This is a genomic window from Enterobacter sp. ECC_219_Taxon_10 (assembly GCF_058354905.1).
Genome location: NZ_CM178005.1, coordinates 1,480,813 through 1,499,285, shown reverse-complemented (window position 1 = coordinate 1,499,285; position 18,473 = coordinate 1,480,813). Strand labels below are relative to the sequence as shown.

Here is an 18,473-nt window from a genome sequence, read left to right as displayed (position 1 = left end):
GTGAATAACGAGGGTAAACCGTATGAAAATCATCAGTAAAGATCTGCGCGACGGTGAAACACTCCCTGAACGCCACGTTTTCAACGGCATGGGGTATCAGGGCGATAATATCTCCCCGCACCTGGCGTGGGACGAGGTTCCAGCCGGAACCAAAAGCTTTGTCGTGACCTGCTACGACCCGGACGCGCCGACCGGCTCCGGCTGGTGGCACTGGATCGTAGCGAACCTGCCCGTCGACACGCGCGTCCTGCCGCAGGGTTCCGGCTCTGATCTGGTTGCCCTGCCTGAGGGCGCGATTCAGACCCGCACCGATTTTGGTAAAGCGGGCTACGGCGGCGCGGCGCCACCAAAAGGGGAAACCCACCGCTATATCTTCACGGTGCACGCGCTGGACGTGGAGAAGATTGAGGTTGATGAAGAGGCGAGCGGCGCGATGGTCGGGTTTAACGTGCATTTCCATTCGCTGGGGAGCGCGTCGATTACGGCGATGTATTCATAATCGAGCGAGTTAATGGCCCCTCACCCTAGCCCTCTCCCCATAGGGGAGAGGGAACTTGAACACCCTCTCCCCTATGGGGAGAGGGCCGGGGTGAGGGGAAACATCACAGTACGGAAGGCAACAACCCCACCAGACGCCCTTCTTCCAGCAGCACCATCGCCTTATCAATATCCGGCGCAAAGAAGCGATCATCATCGTAGTGCGTAACGTGCTCGCGCAGTTCCTGACGCGCCTGCTCCAGCAGCGGGCTGGATTTAAGCCCATCACGCAGATCGATACCCTGACACGCCGCCAGCCACTCCACCGCCAGCACGCCGCGGGTGTTGGAGGCCATTTCCCACAGACGACGCCCGGCAGCCGGCGCCATCGAAACGTGATCTTCCTGGTTTGCAGACGTCGGCAGGCTGTCCACGCTGTGCGGGTGCGACAGGGCTTTGTTCTCGCTTGCCAGCGCGGCTGCGGTCACCTGGGCAATCATAAATCCCGAGTTGACCCCACCATTACGCACCAGGAACGGCGGCAGCTGGGACATATGTTTATCCATCATCAGCGCAATGCGGCGCTCGGACAACGCGCCGACTTCGGCAATCGCCAGCGCGATGTTATCCGCCGCCATCGCCACCGGCTCAGCGTGGAAGTTGCCTCCGGAGACCACCTCGTTTTCCTGGGCGAACACCAGCGGGTTATCGGACACCGCGTTGGCCTCCACCAGCAGCACCTCTGCCGCCTGGCGCAGCTGCGTCAGGCACGCGCCCATCACCTGTGGCTGGCAGCGCAGGGAATACGGATCCTGAACCTTCTCGCAGTTATGGTGTGAATCGGCAATTTCGCTGGTGTCGGTAAGCACGTGGCGGTACATCGCGGCGGCATCAATCTGCCCGCGCTGACCGCGCACCTCGTGGATGCGGGCATCGAACGGGCGACGCGAGCCCAGCACGGCTTCGGTGGTCAGCGCACCGCACACTACCGCCGAGGCAAACAGATCTTCCGCTTCAAACAGGCCGCGCAGCGCGAAGGCCGTCGATGCCTGAGTGCCGTTCAGCAGTGCCAGCCCCTCTTTCGCCGCCAGCGTAATTGGCGTTAATCCGGCTTTTTTAAGTGCCTCCTTCGCAGGCAGCCACTCGCCCTGCCAGCGCGCTTTGCCTTCGCCCAGCAGCAGCAGCGACATGTGCGCCAGCGGCGCGAGGTCGCCGGATGCGCCTACGGAACCTTTGGCCGGGATCCACGGGTAGACCTCTGCATTCACCAGCGCCATCAGCGCCTGGATGACGCTCAGGCGAATGCCCGAGAAACCGCGCGCCAGGCTGTTGATTTTGAGCACCATCATCAGGCGGACAATCTCATCATCCAGCGGCTGACCCACGCCCGCCGCGTGCGACAGCACCAGCGAACGCTGTAAGTTTTCCAGATCGTGCGTGGCGATGCGGGTCTGCGCCAGCAGGCCAAAGCCGGTGTTAATCCCGTAGGCGGTGCGCCCCTCGGCCACGATGGCTTCAACGCAGGCGACGCTGTCATTAATGGCGGCGTGAGCGCTTTCATCCAGCGAAAGGGTGACCGGTTTACGCCAGACGTTACGCAGCTGTTTGAGCGTCAGCGAGCCGGGAGTGAGTGTTAAGGCGTTCATTCATGCTTTCCTTGTGTGGCAGGGATCATCGGCAGGTTCAGCCCCTGCTCTTTGGCACAGTCAATGGCAATCTCGTAACCCGCATCCGCGTGACGCATCACGCCGGTTGCCGGGTCGTTGTGCAGCACGCGAGCGATACGCGCGGCGGCTTCATCGGTACCGTCACAGACGATGACCATCCCGGAATGCTGGGAGAAGCCCATCCCCACGCCGCCGCCGTGGTGCAGCGAGACCCAGGTGGCGCCGCTGGCAGTATTCAGCAGGGCATTAAGCAATGGCCAGTCGGAGACCGCGTCAGATCCGTCGCGCATGGCTTCGGTTTCGCGGTTCGGGCTGGCAACGGAGCCGGAGTCCAGGTGGTCGCGGCCAATGACGATCGGCGCGGAGACTTCACCGCTGCGCACCATTTCGTTGAAGGCGAGGCCCAGCTTTTGCCGCCACTCCAGCCCAACCCAGCAGATGCGCGCCGGCAGGCCCTGGAAGCTGATGCGCTCGCGGGCCATGTCCAGCCAGTGGTGCAGATGTTTGTCATCCGCAACGATCTCCTTCACTTTGGCATCAGTTTTGTAGATATCCTGCGGATCGCCGGACAGGGCAACCCAGCGGAACGGGCCGATGCCGCGGCAGAACAGCGGGCGAATATAGGCAGGCACGAAGCCGGGGAAGTCGAAAGCGTTATTCACGCCCATCTCTTTCGCCATCTGGCGGATGTTGTTGCCGTAGTCAAAGGTCGGAATCCCCATCTGGCTGAAGGTCAGCATCGCAGAGACGTGTTCAGCCATAGAGCGTTTCGCAGCAAGCACGGTGCCTTCCGGGTCGGTCTCCGCTTTTTGCTGGTATTCTTCCCACGCCCAGCCTTTTGGCAGGTAGCCGTGCAGCGGATCGTGGGCGCTGGTCTGGTCGGTGACGAGATCCGGGCGCACGCCGCGGGCAACCAGCTCCGGCAGAATATCCGCCGCGTTGCCGCACAGGGCAATCGACACGGCTTTGCCTTCGGCGGTGTATTTTTTAATGCGCGCCAGCGCATCGTCCAGATCGGTTGCCTGTTCATCGACGTAGCGGGTGCGCAGACGGAAATCAATGCGGCTCTGCTGGCACTCAATGTTCAGCGAGCAGGCGCCGGCAAGCGTGGCGGCCAGCGGCTGTGCGCCGCCCATGCCGCCGAGACCCGCGGTCAATACCCAGCGGCCTTTGAGCGAGCCGTTATAGTGCTGGCGACCGGCCTCCACGAAGGTTTCGTAGGTTCCCTGAACAATCCCCTGGCTGCCGATGTAGATCCAGCTACCGGCGGTCATCTGGCCATACATCGCCAGCCCTTTCGCATCCAGCTCGTTGAAGTGTTCCCAGGTGGCCCAGTGCGGCACCAGGTTAGAGTTGGCGATCAGCACACGCGGCGCGTTTTTATGGGTTTTGAACACGCCAACCGGCTTGCCGGACTGCACCAGCAGGGTTTCGTCGTGTTCGAGTTCGGTCAGGGATTGTACAATGGCGTCATAGCATTCCCAGTTGCGCGCGGCGCGGCCTATGCCGCCGTAGACCACCAGCTCGTGGGGATTTTCCGCCACCTCGGGATCGAGGTTGTTCATCAACATGCGCAGCGGGGCTTCGGTGAGCCAGCTTTTGGCGGTAAGCGTGGTGCCGCGCGCGGCGCGGACGTCCTGCTGACGGTATTTACCTGACGACATTGTGTGCTCCTCATAAGGGACAGATGATGCATTTAGATATACTTGTATAGACAAGCACACACAAGGTCGTATTTAACAAAAAAGATACAATTTTGTTATATTGCGTTAGCGATCACGCTTATAAAACTTATGACATAAAGTGGCCCTGTAGCCTGTAACGGTTACCCGGGAAGAGCAGCCGGGCATGCGACACGATGTGCGATGACGACCAGGTACGACGGCGGATCAGCAGGCACGGATCGTACTCTTTAATGCGCAGCCGTTCGCACTCCTGCGGCGTGGCGCGCACGGCCTCCACAATGTGCTCCCCTTCCGTCAGCGGAGCGACGAGCGAGAGATAGGCATGTGGCGTAGTTTGGGTGTAATCCTGGTTGAGATAGTCCGGTATCCGCTCTGCGTTGACGCAGCGATCTTCTATCTGCACCGGAATGTCGTTTTCAAAATGCACCATCACGGAGTGGAAGATGCGGCTGCCCTCTTTGACGTTCAGCTCTGTGGCCTGCTCGGCGCTGGCCTGGGTCTCTTCCAGCACCAGCACTTCGCACCGGTGATGATGATTACGCGCGGCAATTTCGTCCGCGATGCTGCGGATTTCAAACAGGGCAGATTGCCCTTTGGGTTCCGCCACGAAGGTGCCAACTCCCTGCAGGCGCACCAGAAGCCCTTCGTCGGTCAGCTCTCTCAGCGCCCGGTTGACGGTCATCCGGCTAAAACCGAACTGGGCCACCAGCTCGGCCTCCGACGGAATGCGGTCGTGCGGGCGCCAGACGCCGGTAGCGATTTTTTCGCTGATCGCCTGCTTCACCTTTTCATAGAAAGGCGCGGGAGGGCTCGGCTGCGGCAGGGGCGAGCGTGAAAACATCATGACTCCTTAAATAGTGTTATGCCCACCAGTGAGCAATTTGCCAGGCCAGACGGGCGGCGAGCTTTGCGCCCTGTCCGTCCCGATCGTACTGCGGGTTAAACTCTACCAGATCGGCGGCCTGCAGCTTACCGCTGCGGCAGATTTGTTCGATAACCGGCAGCAGATCCAGCGCCGGGACTCCTAACGCGGCCGGGGCGGAAACGGCAGGCATTTCGCTTGCGGGCAGAACGTCCAGATCGATCGTCAGGTAGACGCGATCGGCCTGCGCCAGCACCTTTTCCAGCGCCGGTAGGGCCTCGCGCCTGAAATGGAGATCCTCCACCAGCGTGACGTTCAGGCGTTCGGCCTCATCCCACAGTGCCTGGGTGTTCGCCGCGCGGCTGACGCCAAAGCAGGCGTAGCGAAACTCGCTCCCGCGTTCATCGCAGTAGTTAGCCAACTGACGAAACGGCGTACCGGACGTCGCCCGGTCGGCCTTGCGCAGGTCAAGATGCGCATCCAGATTTATCACCGTCACACGCTCTCCAGGGAACGCATCCAGAATCCCCCGACCGTGCGCCCAGGCGGTTTCGTGCCCGCCGCCAAACACCAGCGTGCGCATCCCGGACTGCTGGCAGGCCGTGACGGCATCGCTTAACGCCTGCTGTGCCGCTTCCAGCTCATCGCCCTCAACGTACACCGAGCCCATATCCGCCAGCCGTTCGTGCCCCTGATGGCTTGCCATATTTGCCAGCGCTTTGCGCAGCATATCCGGTGCCTGCACGGCACCGGGCCTGCCCTGATTGCGTTTAACCCCTGCATCACATTCAAAGCCTATCAGCGCGATGCCGGATGAAAGCGGCGTAAACTGCGCCTGATGGTGTATCGTCTGGAAAATGCGCGTTGCATTGCTGGCCTCGGCGCTGTCGTCGCGCCCCTGCCAGACGGTTTCGGCTACGGGCCGCCATAACTTCATACTGCCTCCCCCCGGAAAACGCGTTGATAAAGCGGGTTGCGCCCCGGCTCGTAGACCATCTCTACCGGGTGGCGAGCATCCCAGACGATAAAATCAGCGACAAACCCCGCCCGCAGCTGCCCGTGGGTAGAACCGCGCCCCAGTGCCTGCGCCGCATGCCGCGTGACGCCAGCCCAGGCCTCTTCCGGTGTGAGGCCAAACTGGACGCAGGCCATATTCATCGCCAGGTGCAGGCTGGCAAACGGGCTGGTGCCGGGGTTATAGTCGGTGGCGACGGCCATCGGGACCCCCTGTTTTCTGAGCCGTTCAACCGGCGGACGCTGGCGCTCCTGAAGAAAATAGAACGCGCCGGGAAGCAATACCGCAACCGTGCCGCTTTCCGCCATCGCCTGAACGCCTGCGTCGTCGAGATATTCGATATGATCGGCCGACAGCCCGTTATATTGGCTCACCAGCGCCGCGCCGCCCTGATTCGACAGCTGTTCAACATGTCCCTTCACCGGGATACCGAGCGCAGTCGCCGCCTGGAAGAGGCGCTCGGTTTGCGACGGGGTGAAGCCGACGTTTTCACAAAACACGTCTACTGCTTCATATAACTCTTTTTGCCACAGCGTGGGCAGGATCTGCTCACAGACCAGCGTGAGGTACGCATCCGGATCCTGCCGGTATTCCGCTGGTACGGCGTGTGCGGCCAGCAGCGTTGCGCTGATATCGATCGGATTATTGAGGCTCAGCTGGCGGGCAACCTGCAGCATCTTCTCTTCGGCCTCGGCGTTGAGTCCGTATCCCGATTTGATTTCAACGGTCGTCACACCTTCATTCATCAGACGCTGGAGCCGTTGCTGCGCCAGTGTCAGCAGGGTTTCCGGGGAACTGCCGCGCGTTGCCGTCACGGTGGCGTTAATCCCGCCCCCCTGGGCGCTGATGGTTTGATAAGAGACGCCGTTCAGACGCTGCTCCCACTCCGCCGCGCGGTCGCCGCCGAACACCAGGTGGGTATGGCAGTCAATCAGGCCTGGCGTGACCAGACGTCCCTCAAGATCGACGACGTGACGGTGTCCGGCAGGAATGTCAGATTCAGGGATCACGGCAAGGATAGTTTGACCGCGCACGACCAGGGCGTGCTGCTCTTTCAGGCCATAGGGCGCGGATGTGTCGGGAACCATTGTTGCCAGTCGCGCATTTCGCCATATTACGTCGTCAGGATGAAGCTGCATGGGCATTCCACTTGTCATGGGTTGTATAGACATTTATTTGCATACGTCGTCTGCTGTCAACCGCCTTGAGGGAAAATGTTATTTATTTGTGATGACTTTCCCGTCACCTCATGGCAAAAAATGCAACTTTTACCCTTTTTATCTTCCCGTTTCGCTCAACTTAGTATAAAAAAGCAGGCTATTTCGTCTATCCCGTAAAGACTTGCATACCCAGGAGCTTCACCTTGAACATTTCCAGGATTTCCCGTCTGGCGTTAGCGCTCGCCTTTGGCGTGACATTATCCGCATGCAGTTCAACACCACCGGATCAGCGACCTTCTGAGCAGGTAGCGCCCGGTACTGCTTCCCGCCCGATTTTGTCCGCAGATGAAGCGAAGAACTTCGACCGTGCCCACTACTTCTCGGCAATGGATCCTAACGCCGCGCCGTGGACACCGTCTTCAATTAACCTGCCCAAACAGCCTGACTTCGTGGTTGGCCCGGCGGGTGCGCAGGGCGTTACGCACACCTCCATTCAGGCTGCGGTTGACGCGGCCATTACTAAACACAGCGCGTCTCGCCAGTACATCGCGATCCTGCCGGGTGAATATGAAGGCACCGTGTATGTTCCGGCGGCCCCGGGCAGCATTACGATTTACGGTCTGGGCGAAAAAGCGATCGACGTAAAAATTGGCCTGGCGATTGATTCCGAAATTGACAACAACACCTGGCGTCACCTGGTGAACCCGGCCGGCAAATATATGCCGGGCAAACCGGCGTGGTATATGTTTGATAACTGCCAGAGCAAGCGTTCCGCCACCGTTGGCGTGATGTGCTCGGCGGTATTCTGGTCTCAAAATAACGGCCTGCAGCTGCAGAACCTGACCATCCAGAATACCCTGGGCGACAGCGTAGATGCCGGTAACCACCAGGCCGTTGCGCTGCGTAGCGATGGCGATAAGGTGCAGATTAACAACGTCAACATTCTGGGTCGTCAGAACACCTTCTTCGTGACCAACAGCGGCGTGCAGAACACCCTGCAGAATAACCGCCTGACCCGTACGCTGGTGACCAACAGCTACGTTGAAGGTGACGTGGATCTGGTGTCCGGTCGCGGCGCGGTAGTGTTTGATAACACTGATTTCCGCGTGGTGAATTCCCGTACCCAGCAGGAAGGCTACGTGTTTGCGCCAGCAACTCAGTCTAACCTGTTCTACGGCTTCCTGGCCGTGAACAGCCGCTTCAACGCGGCCGGTGATGGCGTGGCGCAGCTGGGCCGCTCTCTGGACGTGGACTCTGCCACTAACGGCCAGGTCGTTATCCGCGACAGCGTGATCAACGAAGGCTTTAACGTGGCGAAGCCGTGGGCTGATGGCGCTGTCTCCAAACGTCCGTTCTCCGGCAATACCGGTACGATGGATGATAAAGGGAACGTGCAGCGCAACCTGAACGACGCGAACTTCAACCGCATGTGGGAATACAACAACCGCGGTCTGGGCAGTAACGTGGTCGCTGAGCCGAAGCAGTAAGATAAGAGTAAAAGGGGGATGTTAATCCCCCTTTTTACTGCGACTGGATACGTCAGGCACCAAACTTAAGATACGCATCCAATAGTTGCATAATCGCAACCATGAGTTGCAGGAACAGAATTGCCCATTCCACACCGCTCATACGCCACTCCTTTGGTATAGAGCACTTCTCCTCTGATTTACCTTTCCGCTGCCTGTCACCAGAGGTGTGTTGGTTATGTTTTGACGTGCTCCGCAGTTTAGGCACTGTCGGCACCACCCGACAGCCAGGACTTGAAACGGATCCTGAATTGCGGAACTGCAACACATCAAACCAACGAACAGAATGATATCAGACCATTACTGTACATAAAAACAGTTAAATGGAGTTTAGGAATTTATAAAGAGAAAACAAATAAGTAACTGTTTATACTGAATATTAATATCCACCATCGTCTCATAATCTCTTTTTTTCGTTGATGATGAATTTACATCACCTTAAGCCAATATTATGATGGACGTGTTGGTTACGTTTTGATGTGCTCACCCGGCAACCACCGGGCATAAAAAACCTCGCATTCGCGAGGTTTTTTGTTTTTAGCGGCTTAGTGAGCGTTTACCACTACCCACATTGGCCCCTGGCCGACGGCGTACCGTCCTTTCTCTTCCAGCAGCCCCTGCTCGCCTTTGATTTCATACAGCGCGATGTGGTGGGATTTCTGCCCCGCCGCAATCAGGTATTTACCGCTGTGATCGATATTAAAGCCGCGCGGCTGGGTTTCCGTTGGCTGGAAACCTTCAATCGCCAGCACGCTGCCGTCTTCAGAGACGCTAAACACGGTAATCAGGCTGGAGGTACGGTCGCAGGCGTAAAGGTGGCGGCCATCCGGCGTGATGTGAATATCCGCCGCCCAGCGGGTATCGGAGAAGTCAGACGGCATCATATCCAGCGTCTGCACGCACTCAATCTGACCGTTTGGATCTTTCAGTTCCCATACGTCCACAGAGCTGTTCAGTTCATTGACGACGTAGGCATATTGCTGGTTCGGGTGGAAGACCATATGGCGAGGACCTGCGCCCTCAACGGTGGTGACCTCAGCCGGATTCTGCGCCACCAGGTGACCATCGTCGCTCAGGGTGAACAGGCAGATACGATCCTGCTTCAGCGCAGGCACCCACAGCGTGCGGTTGTCCGGAGAGATATTCGCCGAGTGACAGCCTTCCAGCCCTTCCACCACATCCACGGTATCCGTCGGAATACCATCTTCAAGTCGCGTCACGCTGACGCAGCCCGCATTATAGGAGCCGCTGAAAACGAAGTTGCCTTTACGATCGGTCGAGATGTGGGTTGGGCTGCCCGGCAAGGGCGCTTCAGCGGTGTAGGTCAGCGCGCCGTCGTCAGGAGAGATACGGTAGGCCAGCACGCGAAACTCCGGGCGCACACCCACGTACAAGAAACGTTTATCCGGGCTGATGACCATCGGTTGCACCTGGCCCGGCACATCAACAACCTGAACCAGCGTGAGCGAACCTTCTGCATTCAAGCGCCAGACGTGGATCTGCTGACTTTCAGGACTGGCGGTATAAACGGTTTGTTTCATGAATACTCCTTTCCTCACTGCACGTGAAAGTGATTATTTTTAACGGTGAATGCTGAATTTTAGCCAGGAATTTTGCAGCGATTTACTCTCGGTGTAACATCCCCTGAGACCTAAAATTCAACATTAACCCGGAAGAACAAATGACCTCGCGTGTGATTGCACTGGATTTAGACGGAACATTACTTACCCCTCAGAAAACCCTGCTCCCCTCCTCCCTTGAAGCGCTTAAACGCGCGCAGGAAGTGGGGTATCAACTCCTTATCGTAACGGGTCGACATCACGTTGCCATTCACCCTTTTTATCAGGCACTGGCGCTAGATACACCTGCAATTTGTTGTAATGGCACTTATTTGTATGATTATCAGGCAAAAAAGGTTTTAGCCGCCGACCCGCTGCCGGTTCCGCAGGCGCTGCAACTGATTGATCTGCTGGATGAGCATGACGTACACGGTCTCATGTACGTAGATAACGCGATGGTGTACGAGCGCCCTACCGGCCACGTGGTGCGCACCAGCAACTGGGCATTGTCCCTGCCTGAAGCGCAGCGCCCGGTCTTTACCCAGGTTTCCTCCCTGCGCCAGGCGGCCCGGGATGTTGAGGCTATCTGGAAATTCGCCCTGACGGATGAAGACACCACCAAACTGAATACCTTCGCGAAGCACGTCGAGGAAACGCTGGGGCTGGAGTGCGAATGGTCCTGGCATGACCAGGTGGATATTGCCCGCAAGGGTAACAGCAAAGGCAAGCGCCTGACGCAGTATGTGGAATCAAAAGGCGGGTCGATGCAGGACGTGATCGCCTTCGGCGATAACTACAACGACATCAGCATGCTGGAAGCCGCCGGTACGGGCGTGGCGATGGGCAATGCCGACGACGCGGTGAAAGCGCGCGCCAACGTGGTGATTGGCGACAACACCACCGACAGCATCGCGCAGTACATTTATACCCACCTGCTGTAATCAGGCGGTGATTGAGACGCTCTTAATTTGCGCGTAAAGCCACAGGCCGGGCTTGATTGCTAACTCATCCCTGGCCCACGGGCTGATGCGCGCCCAGAGCGTCCTGCTGCCGACTTCAAGCTTCACCTCCACCTGCCCGTTATCATCAAAACACTCCGCCACTTTGGCGCGCAGAATATTGCGAATACTGGTTTGCAGCGGCGGCTGCAGCACCAGCGAGACGTCCGACGCCTGGATGCGAATTCGCAGCGCGGACTGTAACGGTTTATCGATCTTATTGACCCACAGATGCTGGTCACCCAGCGCCAGCGCGGTCATCGCGTAGTGCGGATGATGTTCCAGAACGCTGACCTTCAGGATGCTGCTCTGCTGCTCTCTCGGTAACCAGGGGTGCATTACGCTGCTGCCCCACACCTCTTCCAGGTTGCCGAAGGCCTTCACGCTGCCCTCTTCCAGCACGAGCACTTTGTCGGCCAGATGAAGGATCTCATCCAGCGAATGGCTGACGTAGAGCATCGGAATATTAATTTCACGCGTCAGTCGCTGCAGATAAGGCAGAAGTTCGCGCTTGCGCGGTATATCGAGCGAGGCCAGCGGCTCGTCGAGCAGCAGCAGTTCGGGGGCGGTCAGCAACGCGCGGCCAATGGCCACCCGCTGTTTTTCTCCGCCGGAGAGTGAGGACGGCAGCCTGTCGAGCAGAGGCTCAATGCCTAAAAGCGTGACCAGCTTGTCAAACTGCCCGGCCATGCTTTTCGCCATGCCGTAGCGCAGGTTGCCGCGCACGCTGTAGTGCGGGAACAAGCGCGCGTCCTGGAAAACGTAGCCGATGCGGCGCTTGTCCGGTGAGAGGTAAACTTTGTTCTCCACGTCATTCAGGACGCGGTTATTCAGGACAATACGTCCTGACTGCGGGCGCGTCAGGCCGCTGATGGCGTTAATCAGAGACGTTTTTCCCGCCCCCGACACGCCGAAGACGGCGGTGATGCCGCTTGCAGGCAGCGTCTCGTTAAGCGTCAGGGTATGGTTTCCCAGCGTCTGGGTGAAATTCAGTTCCAGCATCGTTATTTCCCCATCCGCTCGCGGCTCAGCCGCGCCAGCCATTCAGAAACCAGCAGCGAAACCAGGGCTAGTACGATTGAGATGATGCACAGCCGCGCTGCGGCACTCTCCCCCCCCGGCGTCTGAATCAGGGTGTACATGGCCGACGGAATGGTTCGCGTCTCACCGGGAATGTTCGACACAAACGTGATGGTCGCGCCGAACTCGCCCAGCGAGCGGGCGAAGGCCAGCACCGTCCCGACAATAATGCCCGGCAGCGTAAGCGGGAGCGTGATGGTGAAAAAGACGCGCCAGCGTCCGGCGCCCAGCGTGCGGGCCGCCTGTTCGAGCTTCATGTCCACGCCTTCCAGCGCGAGGCGGATTGCCCTCACCATCAGCGGGAATGACATCACCGCCGCCGCCAGCACCGCACCGCGCCAGCTAAAAGCGAATGTGAGTCCGAACCAGTCGTAGAGCCTTTCGCCGATAAAACCGCGTCGCCCCATCGAAATCAGCAGCAGGTAACCGACCACCACAGGCGGTAAAACCAGGGGGAGATGAAGTACACTGTCGAGTAGCGCTTTGCCGGGAAACCGACAGCGAACCAGTAACCAGGCAAAGAAGATCCCAAAGGGCAAACTCAGCGCAACCGCCAGGGAAGAGACTTTAAGGCTCAGCAAAACAGCCTGCCATTCAGGATCGGTCAGTATCATCAGTGAGTCGTAAATCCATAACGTTTAAAGATTGCGGACGCCTCCGGCCCCTTCAGATAATCGCGGAAGGCCGTTACGGTCGCATTTTTATGTCCATCAACAATCGCGACAGGATATTCCACTTTCTTGTGGGAATCTTCCGGGAATGTTGCCACCACCTTCACGCCTTTGCTGGCAACGGCATCGGAGCCATACACAATGCCCAGCGGAGCTTCGTTGCGTTCCACCAGCGCCAGCGCGCCGCGCACGTCTTCCGCCGGGGCCAGCTTCGGCGACAATGCCTCCCATGCCCCCAGCGTTTGCAGCGCTTCTTTGGCATAGATCCCGGCCGGAACGTGCTCCGGATCGCCCACTGCCAGACGCCCACCGTTCAGCAGATTTATCCAGTTGGTCTCTTTATTGATGGTGATGTCCGCCTGCGCGCTGGCTTTTGGTGCCACGACAACCAGGCTATTCCCCAGCAGCGTTTCGCGGGTTGTTGCATCAATCGCTCTCTTCTCCGCCGCGTAATCCATCCACTTCTGGTCAGCCGAGATGAACAGATCCGCCGGTGCGCCCGCTTCTATCTGGCGCGCCAGCGTCGAAGAAGAGGCAAAAGAGGAGACCACCTCGACGTTTTTCTCTTTTTTATACGCCGCCGCGATATCCTGCAGCGCGTTGGTCAGTGACGCCGCCGCAAAGATCGTGATTTTACCCTCGTCCGCCAGCGCGTGTCCGGTAAGTGAAAGCGTCAGCGTTGCCCCTGCGAAAAGGCGTACCCATGAACGTGCCATCTGTAACTCCTGTGAGTAGCGTTATATACAAATTAATATAACGATATCTTCAGGGAGATCCCAGCGGTAAATCGTACCGCTCAAGGGGTAAGGCGGACGGATATCTTAATAATATCGGCGAAAATGAAAAAATCTTGAGAGCAAAACGCCCGGGCAAGCCGGGCGTTTTGTGGGAAATTAATGCTGCTTTTTCGCACGGTCTCTGTGACCGATATTCGAAAAGACGTTGAACACTTCACCCAGGCCGTAGATGGCACCGAGGATGATGGCCATCACTACTGGTACCATGATCACGGCGAATACCAGACTTTTCAACAACTCTAACATGGTTTTCTCCAGATTTTGTGAATGGGCTATTCTACCCTTAAAAGTAAGAAAAACATCCCCTTTTGTGCGGTGCCCTTTGCGCCCTGCACCATTTGGGTCACAATATTCTTTTTGCCAGGACACTGTTATGCAGGCCGAAATTCTTCTTACTCTCCGACTTCAGCAAAAGCTTTTCGCCGACCCCCGGCGTATTGCCCTGCTTAAACAGATAGAACAGACCGGCTCAATTAGCCAGGGAGCCAGGAATGCCGGGATTAGCTATAAAAGCGCCTGGGATGCCATCAATGAAATGAACACCCTGAGCGAACAACCGCTGGTGGACAGAGCCACAGGGGGCAAAGGCGGTGGCGGGGCTGTCGTCACACGTTACGGCCAGCGTCTGATTCAGCTCTACGATCTCCTGGGACAAATCCAGCAAAAAGCGTTCGATGTATTGAGTGACGACGATAACGTTCCGCTGGACAGCTTGCTGGCCGCCATTTCCCGCTTCTCGTTACAGACCAGCGCCCGCAACCAGTGGTTTGGTACGGTGACGGCGCGCGATAATCTCCAGGTACAGCAGCATATTGAGATCCTGCTTGCCGATGGCGTCACCCGTCTGAAAGCGGCGATAACGGCGCAGAGCGCAGAGCGCCTCAATCTGGACGAAGGTAAAGAGGTGCTGGTGTTGCTGAAAGCGCCCTGGGTCAACATCACGCGTGACCCGGACAAGGCAAAGGCCGCAGATAACCAGCTGCGCGGCGCCATCAGCCATATCGAACGCGGCAAAGAGCAGTGCGAGGTGCTGATGCCCCTGGCAGACGGACAAACCCTTTGCGCGACGGTCCCGCTCAGCGAGGCGGACGGTTTAGAAGAAGGTGCTATCGTCACCGCATATTTCAACGCAGACCGGGTGATTATCGCCACATTGTGCTGAGTGCATTGACAATCGTGCCGACAGTGCGTATCCCTGACAGCAGTTGCTGCAAAAAATGGGATACATCATGTCATCATTGCATATTTCGCAAGGTACGTTTCGTCTTAGCGATACCCGAACGCTGAAGATTGCCGATCTGACAATACGCGCGGGTGAAAGCTGGGCGTTTGTCGGCACCAACGGCAGCGGTAAATCCGCGCTGGCCCGGGCGCTGGCCGGAGAGCTTCCCCTTCTCAAAGGCGAATTCCAGAGCAATTTCAAACGCGTGACGCGCCTGTCCTTTGAACAGCTGCAAAAGCTGGTAAGCGACGAGTGGCAGCGCAATAACACCGATTTACTCAGTCCTGGTGAAGAAGACACCGGTCGCACGGCGGCGGAGATTATTCAGGATGAGGTGAAAGATCCCGCTCGCTGCCAGCATCTGGCGGAACAATTTGGCATCTCCGCTCTGCTGAACCGGCGGTTTAAATACCTCTCTACCGGCGAGACGCGGAAAACGCTTCTGTGTCAGGCGCTCATGGGCCAGCCGGAGCTGCTGATTCTGGATGAGCCCTTTGACGGGCTGGATGTTCACTCCCGCGCCCAGCTTGCCGCCCTCCTGGGCTCTCTGAATCAGGAAGGCTATACGATCGTTTTGGTGCTGAACCGCTTTGATGAAATTCCTGATTTCGTGCAGAACGCGGGCGTGCTGGCAGACTGCAGCCTGATCGAAACCGGGGAAAAATCTGCGCTGCTCAAGCAGGCGCTCATTGCCCAGCTTGCGCACAGCGAAAAGCTGGCGGGTATTGCGCTGCCGGAGCCCGACGCGCCGGCAGCGCGCCACGGTCTCGATCCCCGGCAGCCGCTTATCGTTCTGCGCGACGGGGTGGTTTCCTATGATGACCGTCCGATCCTTAACCACCTCAGCTGGACGGTCAATCCTGGCGAGCACTGGCAGATTGTCGGCCCTAACGGCGCGGGAAAATCAACGTTGCTGAGCTTGATCGTCGGCGATCACCCGCAGGGCTATAGCAACGATCTGACGCTTTTCGGGCGGCGTCGCGGCAGCGGCGAAACCATCTGGGATATCAAAAAGCACATCGGCTACGTCAGCAGCAGCCTGCATCTTGATTACCGGGTTAGTACCACGGTACGCAACGTGATCCTTTCCGGCTATTTTGATTCCATCGGCATTTATCAGGCGGTGTCGGACAAACAGCGCAAGCTGGCCCAGCAGTGGCTGGATATTCTGGGCATGGACAGCCGGGTCGCTGACGCGCCGTTTCATAGCCTGTCGTGGGGGCAGCAGCGCCTGGCACTGATCGTTCGCGCGCTGGTAAAACACCCTACGCTTCTGATCCTCGACGAACCGCTGCAGGGGCTGGATCCGCTCAACCGACAGCTGATCCGCCGCTTTGTAGACGTGCTGATTAGCGAAGGTGAAACGCAGCTGCTGTTCGTTTCACACCATGCCGAAGATGCCCCTTCCTGCATTACCCACCGCCTGGAGTTTGTCGCGGACGGCGAGGGTTATCGCTACCTTCTCAGCAGCGTCGATTAAGCGTGGAGGGCACCGCCCTCCTCTTTTCAGATAACTTGCATCAATACATCGCTATCTCTTTGATCTAGAATGCTCTGACTCATCGAAAAAGCGAGTGTAAAAACGAGTGTAAACGATTCCACTATTTTATCCCATGTCACACTTTTCGCGTCTCTGTTATGCTATGGTTATTACATACCATAAGCCCAATGGAGCGAATTATGCGAGTTCTGGTAACAGGTGGTAGCGGTTACATCGGAAGTCATACCTGTGTGCAGCTGCTGCAAAATGGTCACGATGTGATCATCCTCGACAACCTGTGCAATAGTAAGCGCAGCGTGCTGCCGGTAATTGAACGTCTTGGCGGTAAACAGCCAACTTTCGTGGAAGGCGACATCCGCAACGAAGCGCTGATGACCGAGATCCTTCACGACCACGCCATCGAAGCGGTGATCCACTTCGCGGGCCTGAAAGCAGTTGGTGAATCGGTTGCGAAACCGCTTGAGTATTACGACAACAACGTCAACGGTACCCTGTGTCTGATCTCCGCCATGCGCGCGGCGAACGTCAAAAACTTTATCTTTAGCTCCTCCGCCACCGTCTACGGCGATCAGCCCAAAATCCCTTACGTGGAAAGCTTCCCGACCGGTACGCCGCAAAGCCCGTACGGCAAAAGCAAGCTGATGGTGGAGCAGATCCTGACCGACCTGCAAAAAGCGCAGCCGGAGTGGAGCATCGCGCTGCTGCGCTACTTCAACCCGGTCGGTGCCCATCCGTCCGGCGATATGGGTGAAGATCCGCAGGGTATTCCGAACAACTTAATGCCGTACATCGCCCAAGTGGCGGTAGGCCGTCGCGAGTCGCTGGCCATTTTTGGTAATGACTACCCCACCGAAGACGGCACCGGCGTGCGCGACTATATCCACGTGATGGATCTGGCAGACGGCCACGTTGCAGCCATGCAGCAGCTGGCTGACAAACCGGGCGTGCATATTTATAACCTCGGCGCCGGGGTCGGCAGCAGCGTGCTGGACGTGGTTAACGCCTTCAGCAAAGCCTGCGGTAAGCCGGTGAACTACCACTTCGCTCCGCGTCGTGATGGCGACCTGCCTGCTTACTGGGCCGATGCCACCAAAGCCGATAAAGAGCTTAACTGGCGTGTCACCCGCACGCTTGATGAAATGGCACAGGATACCTGGCACTGGCAGTCACGCCACCCGCAAGGCTATCCGGACTAAGGATCCGTCATGACTTCGTTTAATCCCGTCGATCATCCGCATCGTCGTTTTAACCCGTTAAGCGGGCAATGGATTTTGGTTTCCCCGCATCGCGCCAAGCGCCCCTGGCAGGGGGCGCAGGAGACGCCTGCAAAACAGACGCTGCCACAGCATGACCCGGACTGCTTCCTGTGTCCGGGCAATACGCGCGTCACCGGAGATAAAAACCCGGACTACAAGGGCACCTTCGTCTTCACCAACGATTTTGCCGCCCTGATGACCGACACGCCGGACGCCCCCGCAAGCCACGACCCGCTGATGCGCTGCGAAAGCGCGCGCGGTACCAGCCGCGTGATCTGCTTCTCGCCCGATCACAGCAAAACGCTGCCAGAGCTGAGCGTGGACGCGCTGAAAGAGGTGGTCAGCACCTGGCAGGCGCAAACCGCTGAGCTGGGGCAGAGCTATCCGTGGGTGCAGGTGTTCGAAAACAAAGGCGCGGCGATGGGCTGCTCTAACCCGCATCCACACGGCCAGATCTGGGCGAACAGCTTCCTGCCCAACGAAGCCGAGCGTGAAGATCGTCTGCAGAAAGCCTATTTCGCAGAAAACGGCTCACCCATGCTGGTGGACTACACTCAGCGTGAGCTGGCCGACGGCAGCCGTACCGTGGTGGAAACCGAGCACTGGCTGGCCGTCGTGCCCTACTGGGCCGCCTGGCCGTTTGAAACGCTGCTGCTGCCGAAAGCGCACGTTCAGCGCATTACCGATCTCAGCGACGCGCAGCGCGACGACCTGGCGCTGGCGCTGAAAAAACTGACAAGCCGTTACGACAACCTGTTCCAGTGCTCCTTCCCGTACTCCATGGGCTGGCACGGCGCACCGTTTAACGGGGAAGAGAATCAGCACTGGCAGTTGCACGCCCATTTCTACCCGCCGCTGCTGCGCTCTGCGACGGTGCGTAAATTTATGGTGGGCTATGAAATGCTGGCGGAAACCCAGCGTGACCTGACGGCGGAACAGGCGGCAGAACGCCTGCGCGCCGTTAGCGACGTCCACTATCGCGAATCAGGAGTCTAAA

The 18,473-nt window shown here is 58.1% G+C and carries 18 protein-coding genes; 7 read left to right on the top strand and 11 right to left on the bottom strand.

The features are described 5' to 3' along the window. Positions 1-22 precede the first annotated feature (22 nt). Positions 23-499 (top strand): kinase inhibitor, encoded by a 477-nt coding sequence (locus AC4ICF_RS07155; protein WP_316380464.1) that lies wholly within the window; start codon positions 23-25, stop codon positions 497-499. Positions 500-602: 103 nt separating this feature from the next. Here AC4ICF_RS07155 and hutH read toward each other — a convergent pair whose 3' ends face one another. From hutH to hutI, 5 genes are all read right to left on the bottom strand, one after another. Then, positions 603-2,123 carry a histidine ammonia-lyase gene (gene hutH, locus AC4ICF_RS07150; RefSeq protein WP_316380465.1) on the bottom strand — a complete coding sequence of 507 codons (1,521 nt, stop codon included), beginning with the start codon at positions 2,121-2,123 and terminating at the stop codon, positions 603-605. Next, positions 2,120-3,808, bottom strand: a complete 1,689-nt coding sequence (gene hutU, locus AC4ICF_RS07145) for a urocanate hydratase (protein WP_316380466.1) — start codon at positions 3,806-3,808, stop codon at positions 2,120-2,122. The genes hutH and hutU overlap by 4 nt, the downstream gene beginning before the upstream one ends. A gap of 127 nt (positions 3,809-3,935) precedes the next feature. After that, on the bottom strand, positions 3,936-4,670 hold the full coding sequence (locus tag AC4ICF_RS07140; RefSeq protein WP_316380508.1) for a histidine utilization repressor: 735 nt from the start codon (positions 4,668-4,670) through the stop codon (positions 3,936-3,938). A 19-nt stretch (positions 4,671-4,689) separates the two neighbouring features. Then, positions 4,690-5,628, bottom strand: a complete 939-nt coding sequence (hutG, locus tag AC4ICF_RS07135; RefSeq protein ID WP_316380467.1) for a formimidoylglutamase — start codon at positions 5,626-5,628, stop codon at positions 4,690-4,692. Then, positions 5,625-6,845: an imidazolonepropionase gene (gene hutI / locus AC4ICF_RS07130; RefSeq protein ID WP_316380468.1), complete on the bottom strand. Its 1,221-nt coding sequence runs from the start codon at positions 6,843-6,845 to the stop codon at positions 5,625-5,627. Before hutI ends, hutG begins: the two co-directional genes overlap by 4 nt. Positions 6,846-7,069: 224 nt before the next feature. Between hutI and AC4ICF_RS07125 the strand changes: the two genes are divergently transcribed. After that, positions 7,070-8,353 carry a putative acyl-CoA thioester hydrolase gene (locus AC4ICF_RS07125; protein WP_316380469.1) on the top strand — a complete coding sequence of 428 codons (1,284 nt, stop codon included), beginning with the start codon at positions 7,070-7,072 and terminating at the stop codon, positions 8,351-8,353. A gap of 52 nt (positions 8,354-8,405) precedes the next feature. Here the strand turns inward: AC4ICF_RS07125 and tisB are convergent, their stop codons facing one another. Beyond that, positions 8,406-8,495 carry a type I toxin-antitoxin system toxin TisB gene (gene tisB, locus AC4ICF_RS07120; RefSeq protein ID WP_023332440.1) on the bottom strand — a complete coding sequence of 30 codons (90 nt, stop codon included), beginning with the start codon at positions 8,493-8,495 and terminating at the stop codon, positions 8,406-8,408. 442 nt (positions 8,496-8,937) lie between these two features. Beyond that, positions 8,938-9,933: a 6-phosphogluconolactonase gene (gene pgl, locus AC4ICF_RS07115; RefSeq protein WP_116343354.1), complete on the bottom strand. Its 996-nt coding sequence runs from the start codon at positions 9,931-9,933 to the stop codon at positions 8,938-8,940. Between the two features lie 140 nt (positions 9,934-10,073). Here pgl and AC4ICF_RS07110 point away from each other — a divergent pair, with 140 nt between their 5' ends. Next, positions 10,074-10,892, top strand: a complete 819-nt coding sequence (locus tag AC4ICF_RS07110; RefSeq protein WP_232935967.1) for a pyridoxal phosphatase — start codon at positions 10,074-10,076, stop codon at positions 10,890-10,892. On the opposite strand, the gene modC is transcribed toward AC4ICF_RS07110, so the two are convergent. The 4 genes from modC to AC4ICF_RS07090 form a co-directional block, all read right to left on the bottom strand. Next, entirely contained in the window at positions 10,893-11,951 is a 1,059-nt protein-coding gene (gene modC, locus AC4ICF_RS07105; RefSeq protein ID WP_116343352.1) for a molybdenum ABC transporter ATP-binding protein ModC, read from the bottom strand. A 2-nt stretch (positions 11,952-11,953) separates the two neighbouring features. Then, positions 11,954-12,643 (bottom strand): molybdate ABC transporter permease subunit, encoded by a 690-nt coding sequence (gene modB / locus AC4ICF_RS07100; protein ID WP_116343351.1) that lies wholly within the window; start codon positions 12,641-12,643, stop codon positions 11,954-11,956. Further along, complete coding sequence (gene modA / locus AC4ICF_RS07095; RefSeq protein WP_316380470.1) at positions 12,643-13,416, bottom strand: molybdate ABC transporter substrate-binding protein; 774 nt, start codon at positions 13,414-13,416, stop codon at positions 12,643-12,645. Before modA ends, modB begins: the two co-directional genes overlap by 1 nt. A gap of 177 nt (positions 13,417-13,593) precedes the next feature. Then, positions 13,594-13,743 (bottom strand): AcrZ family multidrug efflux pump-associated protein, encoded by a 150-nt coding sequence (locus tag AC4ICF_RS07090; protein ID WP_013097516.1) that lies wholly within the window; start codon positions 13,741-13,743, stop codon positions 13,594-13,596. Positions 13,744-13,870: 127 nt separating this feature from the next. Between AC4ICF_RS07090 and modE the strand changes: the two genes are divergently transcribed. From modE to galT, 4 genes are all read left to right on the top strand, one after another. After that, positions 13,871-14,659 (top strand): molybdenum-dependent transcriptional regulator, encoded by a 789-nt coding sequence (modE, locus tag AC4ICF_RS07085; RefSeq protein WP_316380471.1) that lies wholly within the window; start codon positions 13,871-13,873, stop codon positions 14,657-14,659. A 67-nt stretch (positions 14,660-14,726) separates the two neighbouring features. After that, positions 14,727-16,199 carry a molybdate ABC transporter ATP-binding protein ModF gene (gene modF / locus AC4ICF_RS07080; protein WP_316380472.1) on the top strand — a complete coding sequence of 491 codons (1,473 nt, stop codon included), beginning with the start codon at positions 14,727-14,729 and terminating at the stop codon, positions 16,197-16,199. 200 nt (positions 16,200-16,399) lie between these two features. Then, positions 16,400-17,416: a UDP-glucose 4-epimerase GalE gene (galE, locus tag AC4ICF_RS07075; RefSeq protein ID WP_439209959.1), complete on the top strand. Its 1,017-nt coding sequence runs from the start codon at positions 16,400-16,402 to the stop codon at positions 17,414-17,416. A gap of 9 nt (positions 17,417-17,425) precedes the next feature. Further along, positions 17,426-18,472, top strand: a complete 1,047-nt coding sequence (galT, locus tag AC4ICF_RS07070; protein WP_163330754.1) for a galactose-1-phosphate uridylyltransferase — start codon at positions 17,426-17,428, stop codon at positions 18,470-18,472. The last annotated feature ends 1 nt before the right edge of the window (position 18,473 follow it).

Excerpts from the sequence above, each read along its gene's own strand:
- modB (WP_116343351.1), bottom strand. The coding sequence starts at position 12,643 with ATGATACTGACCGATCCTGAATGGCAGGCTGTTTTGCTGAGCCTTAAA.
- hutG (WP_316380467.1), bottom strand. The coding sequence starts at position 5,628 with ATGAAGTTATGGCGGCCCGTAGCCGAAACCGTCTGGCAGGGGCGCGAC.
- modA (WP_316380470.1), bottom strand. The coding sequence starts at position 13,416 with ATGGCACGTTCATGGGTACGCCTTTTCGCAGGGGCAACGCTGACGCTT.
- AC4ICF_RS07140 (WP_316380508.1), bottom strand. The coding sequence starts at position 4,670 with ATGTTTTCACGCTCGCCCCTGCCGCAGCCGAGCCCTCCCGCGCCTTTC.
- AC4ICF_RS07090 (WP_013097516.1), bottom strand. The coding sequence starts at position 13,743 with ATGTTAGAGTTGTTGAAAAGTCTGGTATTCGCCGTGATCATGGTACCA.
- modC (WP_116343352.1), bottom strand. The coding sequence starts at position 11,951 with ATGCTGGAACTGAATTTCACCCAGACGCTGGGAAACCATACCCTGACG.
- tisB (WP_023332440.1), bottom strand. The coding sequence starts at position 8,495 with ATGAGCGGTGTGGAATGGGCAATTCTGTTCCTGCAACTCATGGTTGCG.
- AC4ICF_RS07155 (WP_316380464.1), top strand. The coding sequence starts at position 23 with ATGAAAATCATCAGTAAAGATCTGCGCGACGGTGAAACACTCCCTGAA.
- AC4ICF_RS07110 (WP_232935967.1), top strand. The coding sequence starts at position 10,074 with ATGACCTCGCGTGTGATTGCACTGGATTTAGACGGAACATTACTTACC.
- modE (WP_316380471.1), top strand. The coding sequence starts at position 13,871 with ATGCAGGCCGAAATTCTTCTTACTCTCCGACTTCAGCAAAAGCTTTTC.
- hutI (WP_316380468.1), bottom strand. The coding sequence starts at position 6,845 with ATGCAGCTTCATCCTGACGACGTAATATGGCGAAATGCGCGACTGGCA.
- pgl (WP_116343354.1), bottom strand. The coding sequence starts at position 9,933 with ATGAAACAAACCGTTTATACCGCCAGTCCTGAAAGTCAGCAGATCCAC.
- galE (WP_439209959.1), top strand. The coding sequence starts at position 16,400 with ATGCGAGTTCTGGTAACAGGTGGTAGCGGTTACATCGGAAGTCATACC.
- hutH (WP_316380465.1), bottom strand. The coding sequence starts at position 2,123 with ATGAACGCCTTAACACTCACTCCCGGCTCGCTGACGCTCAAACAGCTG.
- hutU (WP_316380466.1), bottom strand. The coding sequence starts at position 3,808 with ATGTCGTCAGGTAAATACCGTCAGCAGGACGTCCGCGCCGCGCGCGGC.
- modF (WP_316380472.1), top strand. The coding sequence starts at position 14,727 with ATGTCATCATTGCATATTTCGCAAGGTACGTTTCGTCTTAGCGATACC.
- galT (WP_163330754.1), top strand. The coding sequence starts at position 17,426 with ATGACTTCGTTTAATCCCGTCGATCATCCGCATCGTCGTTTTAACCCG.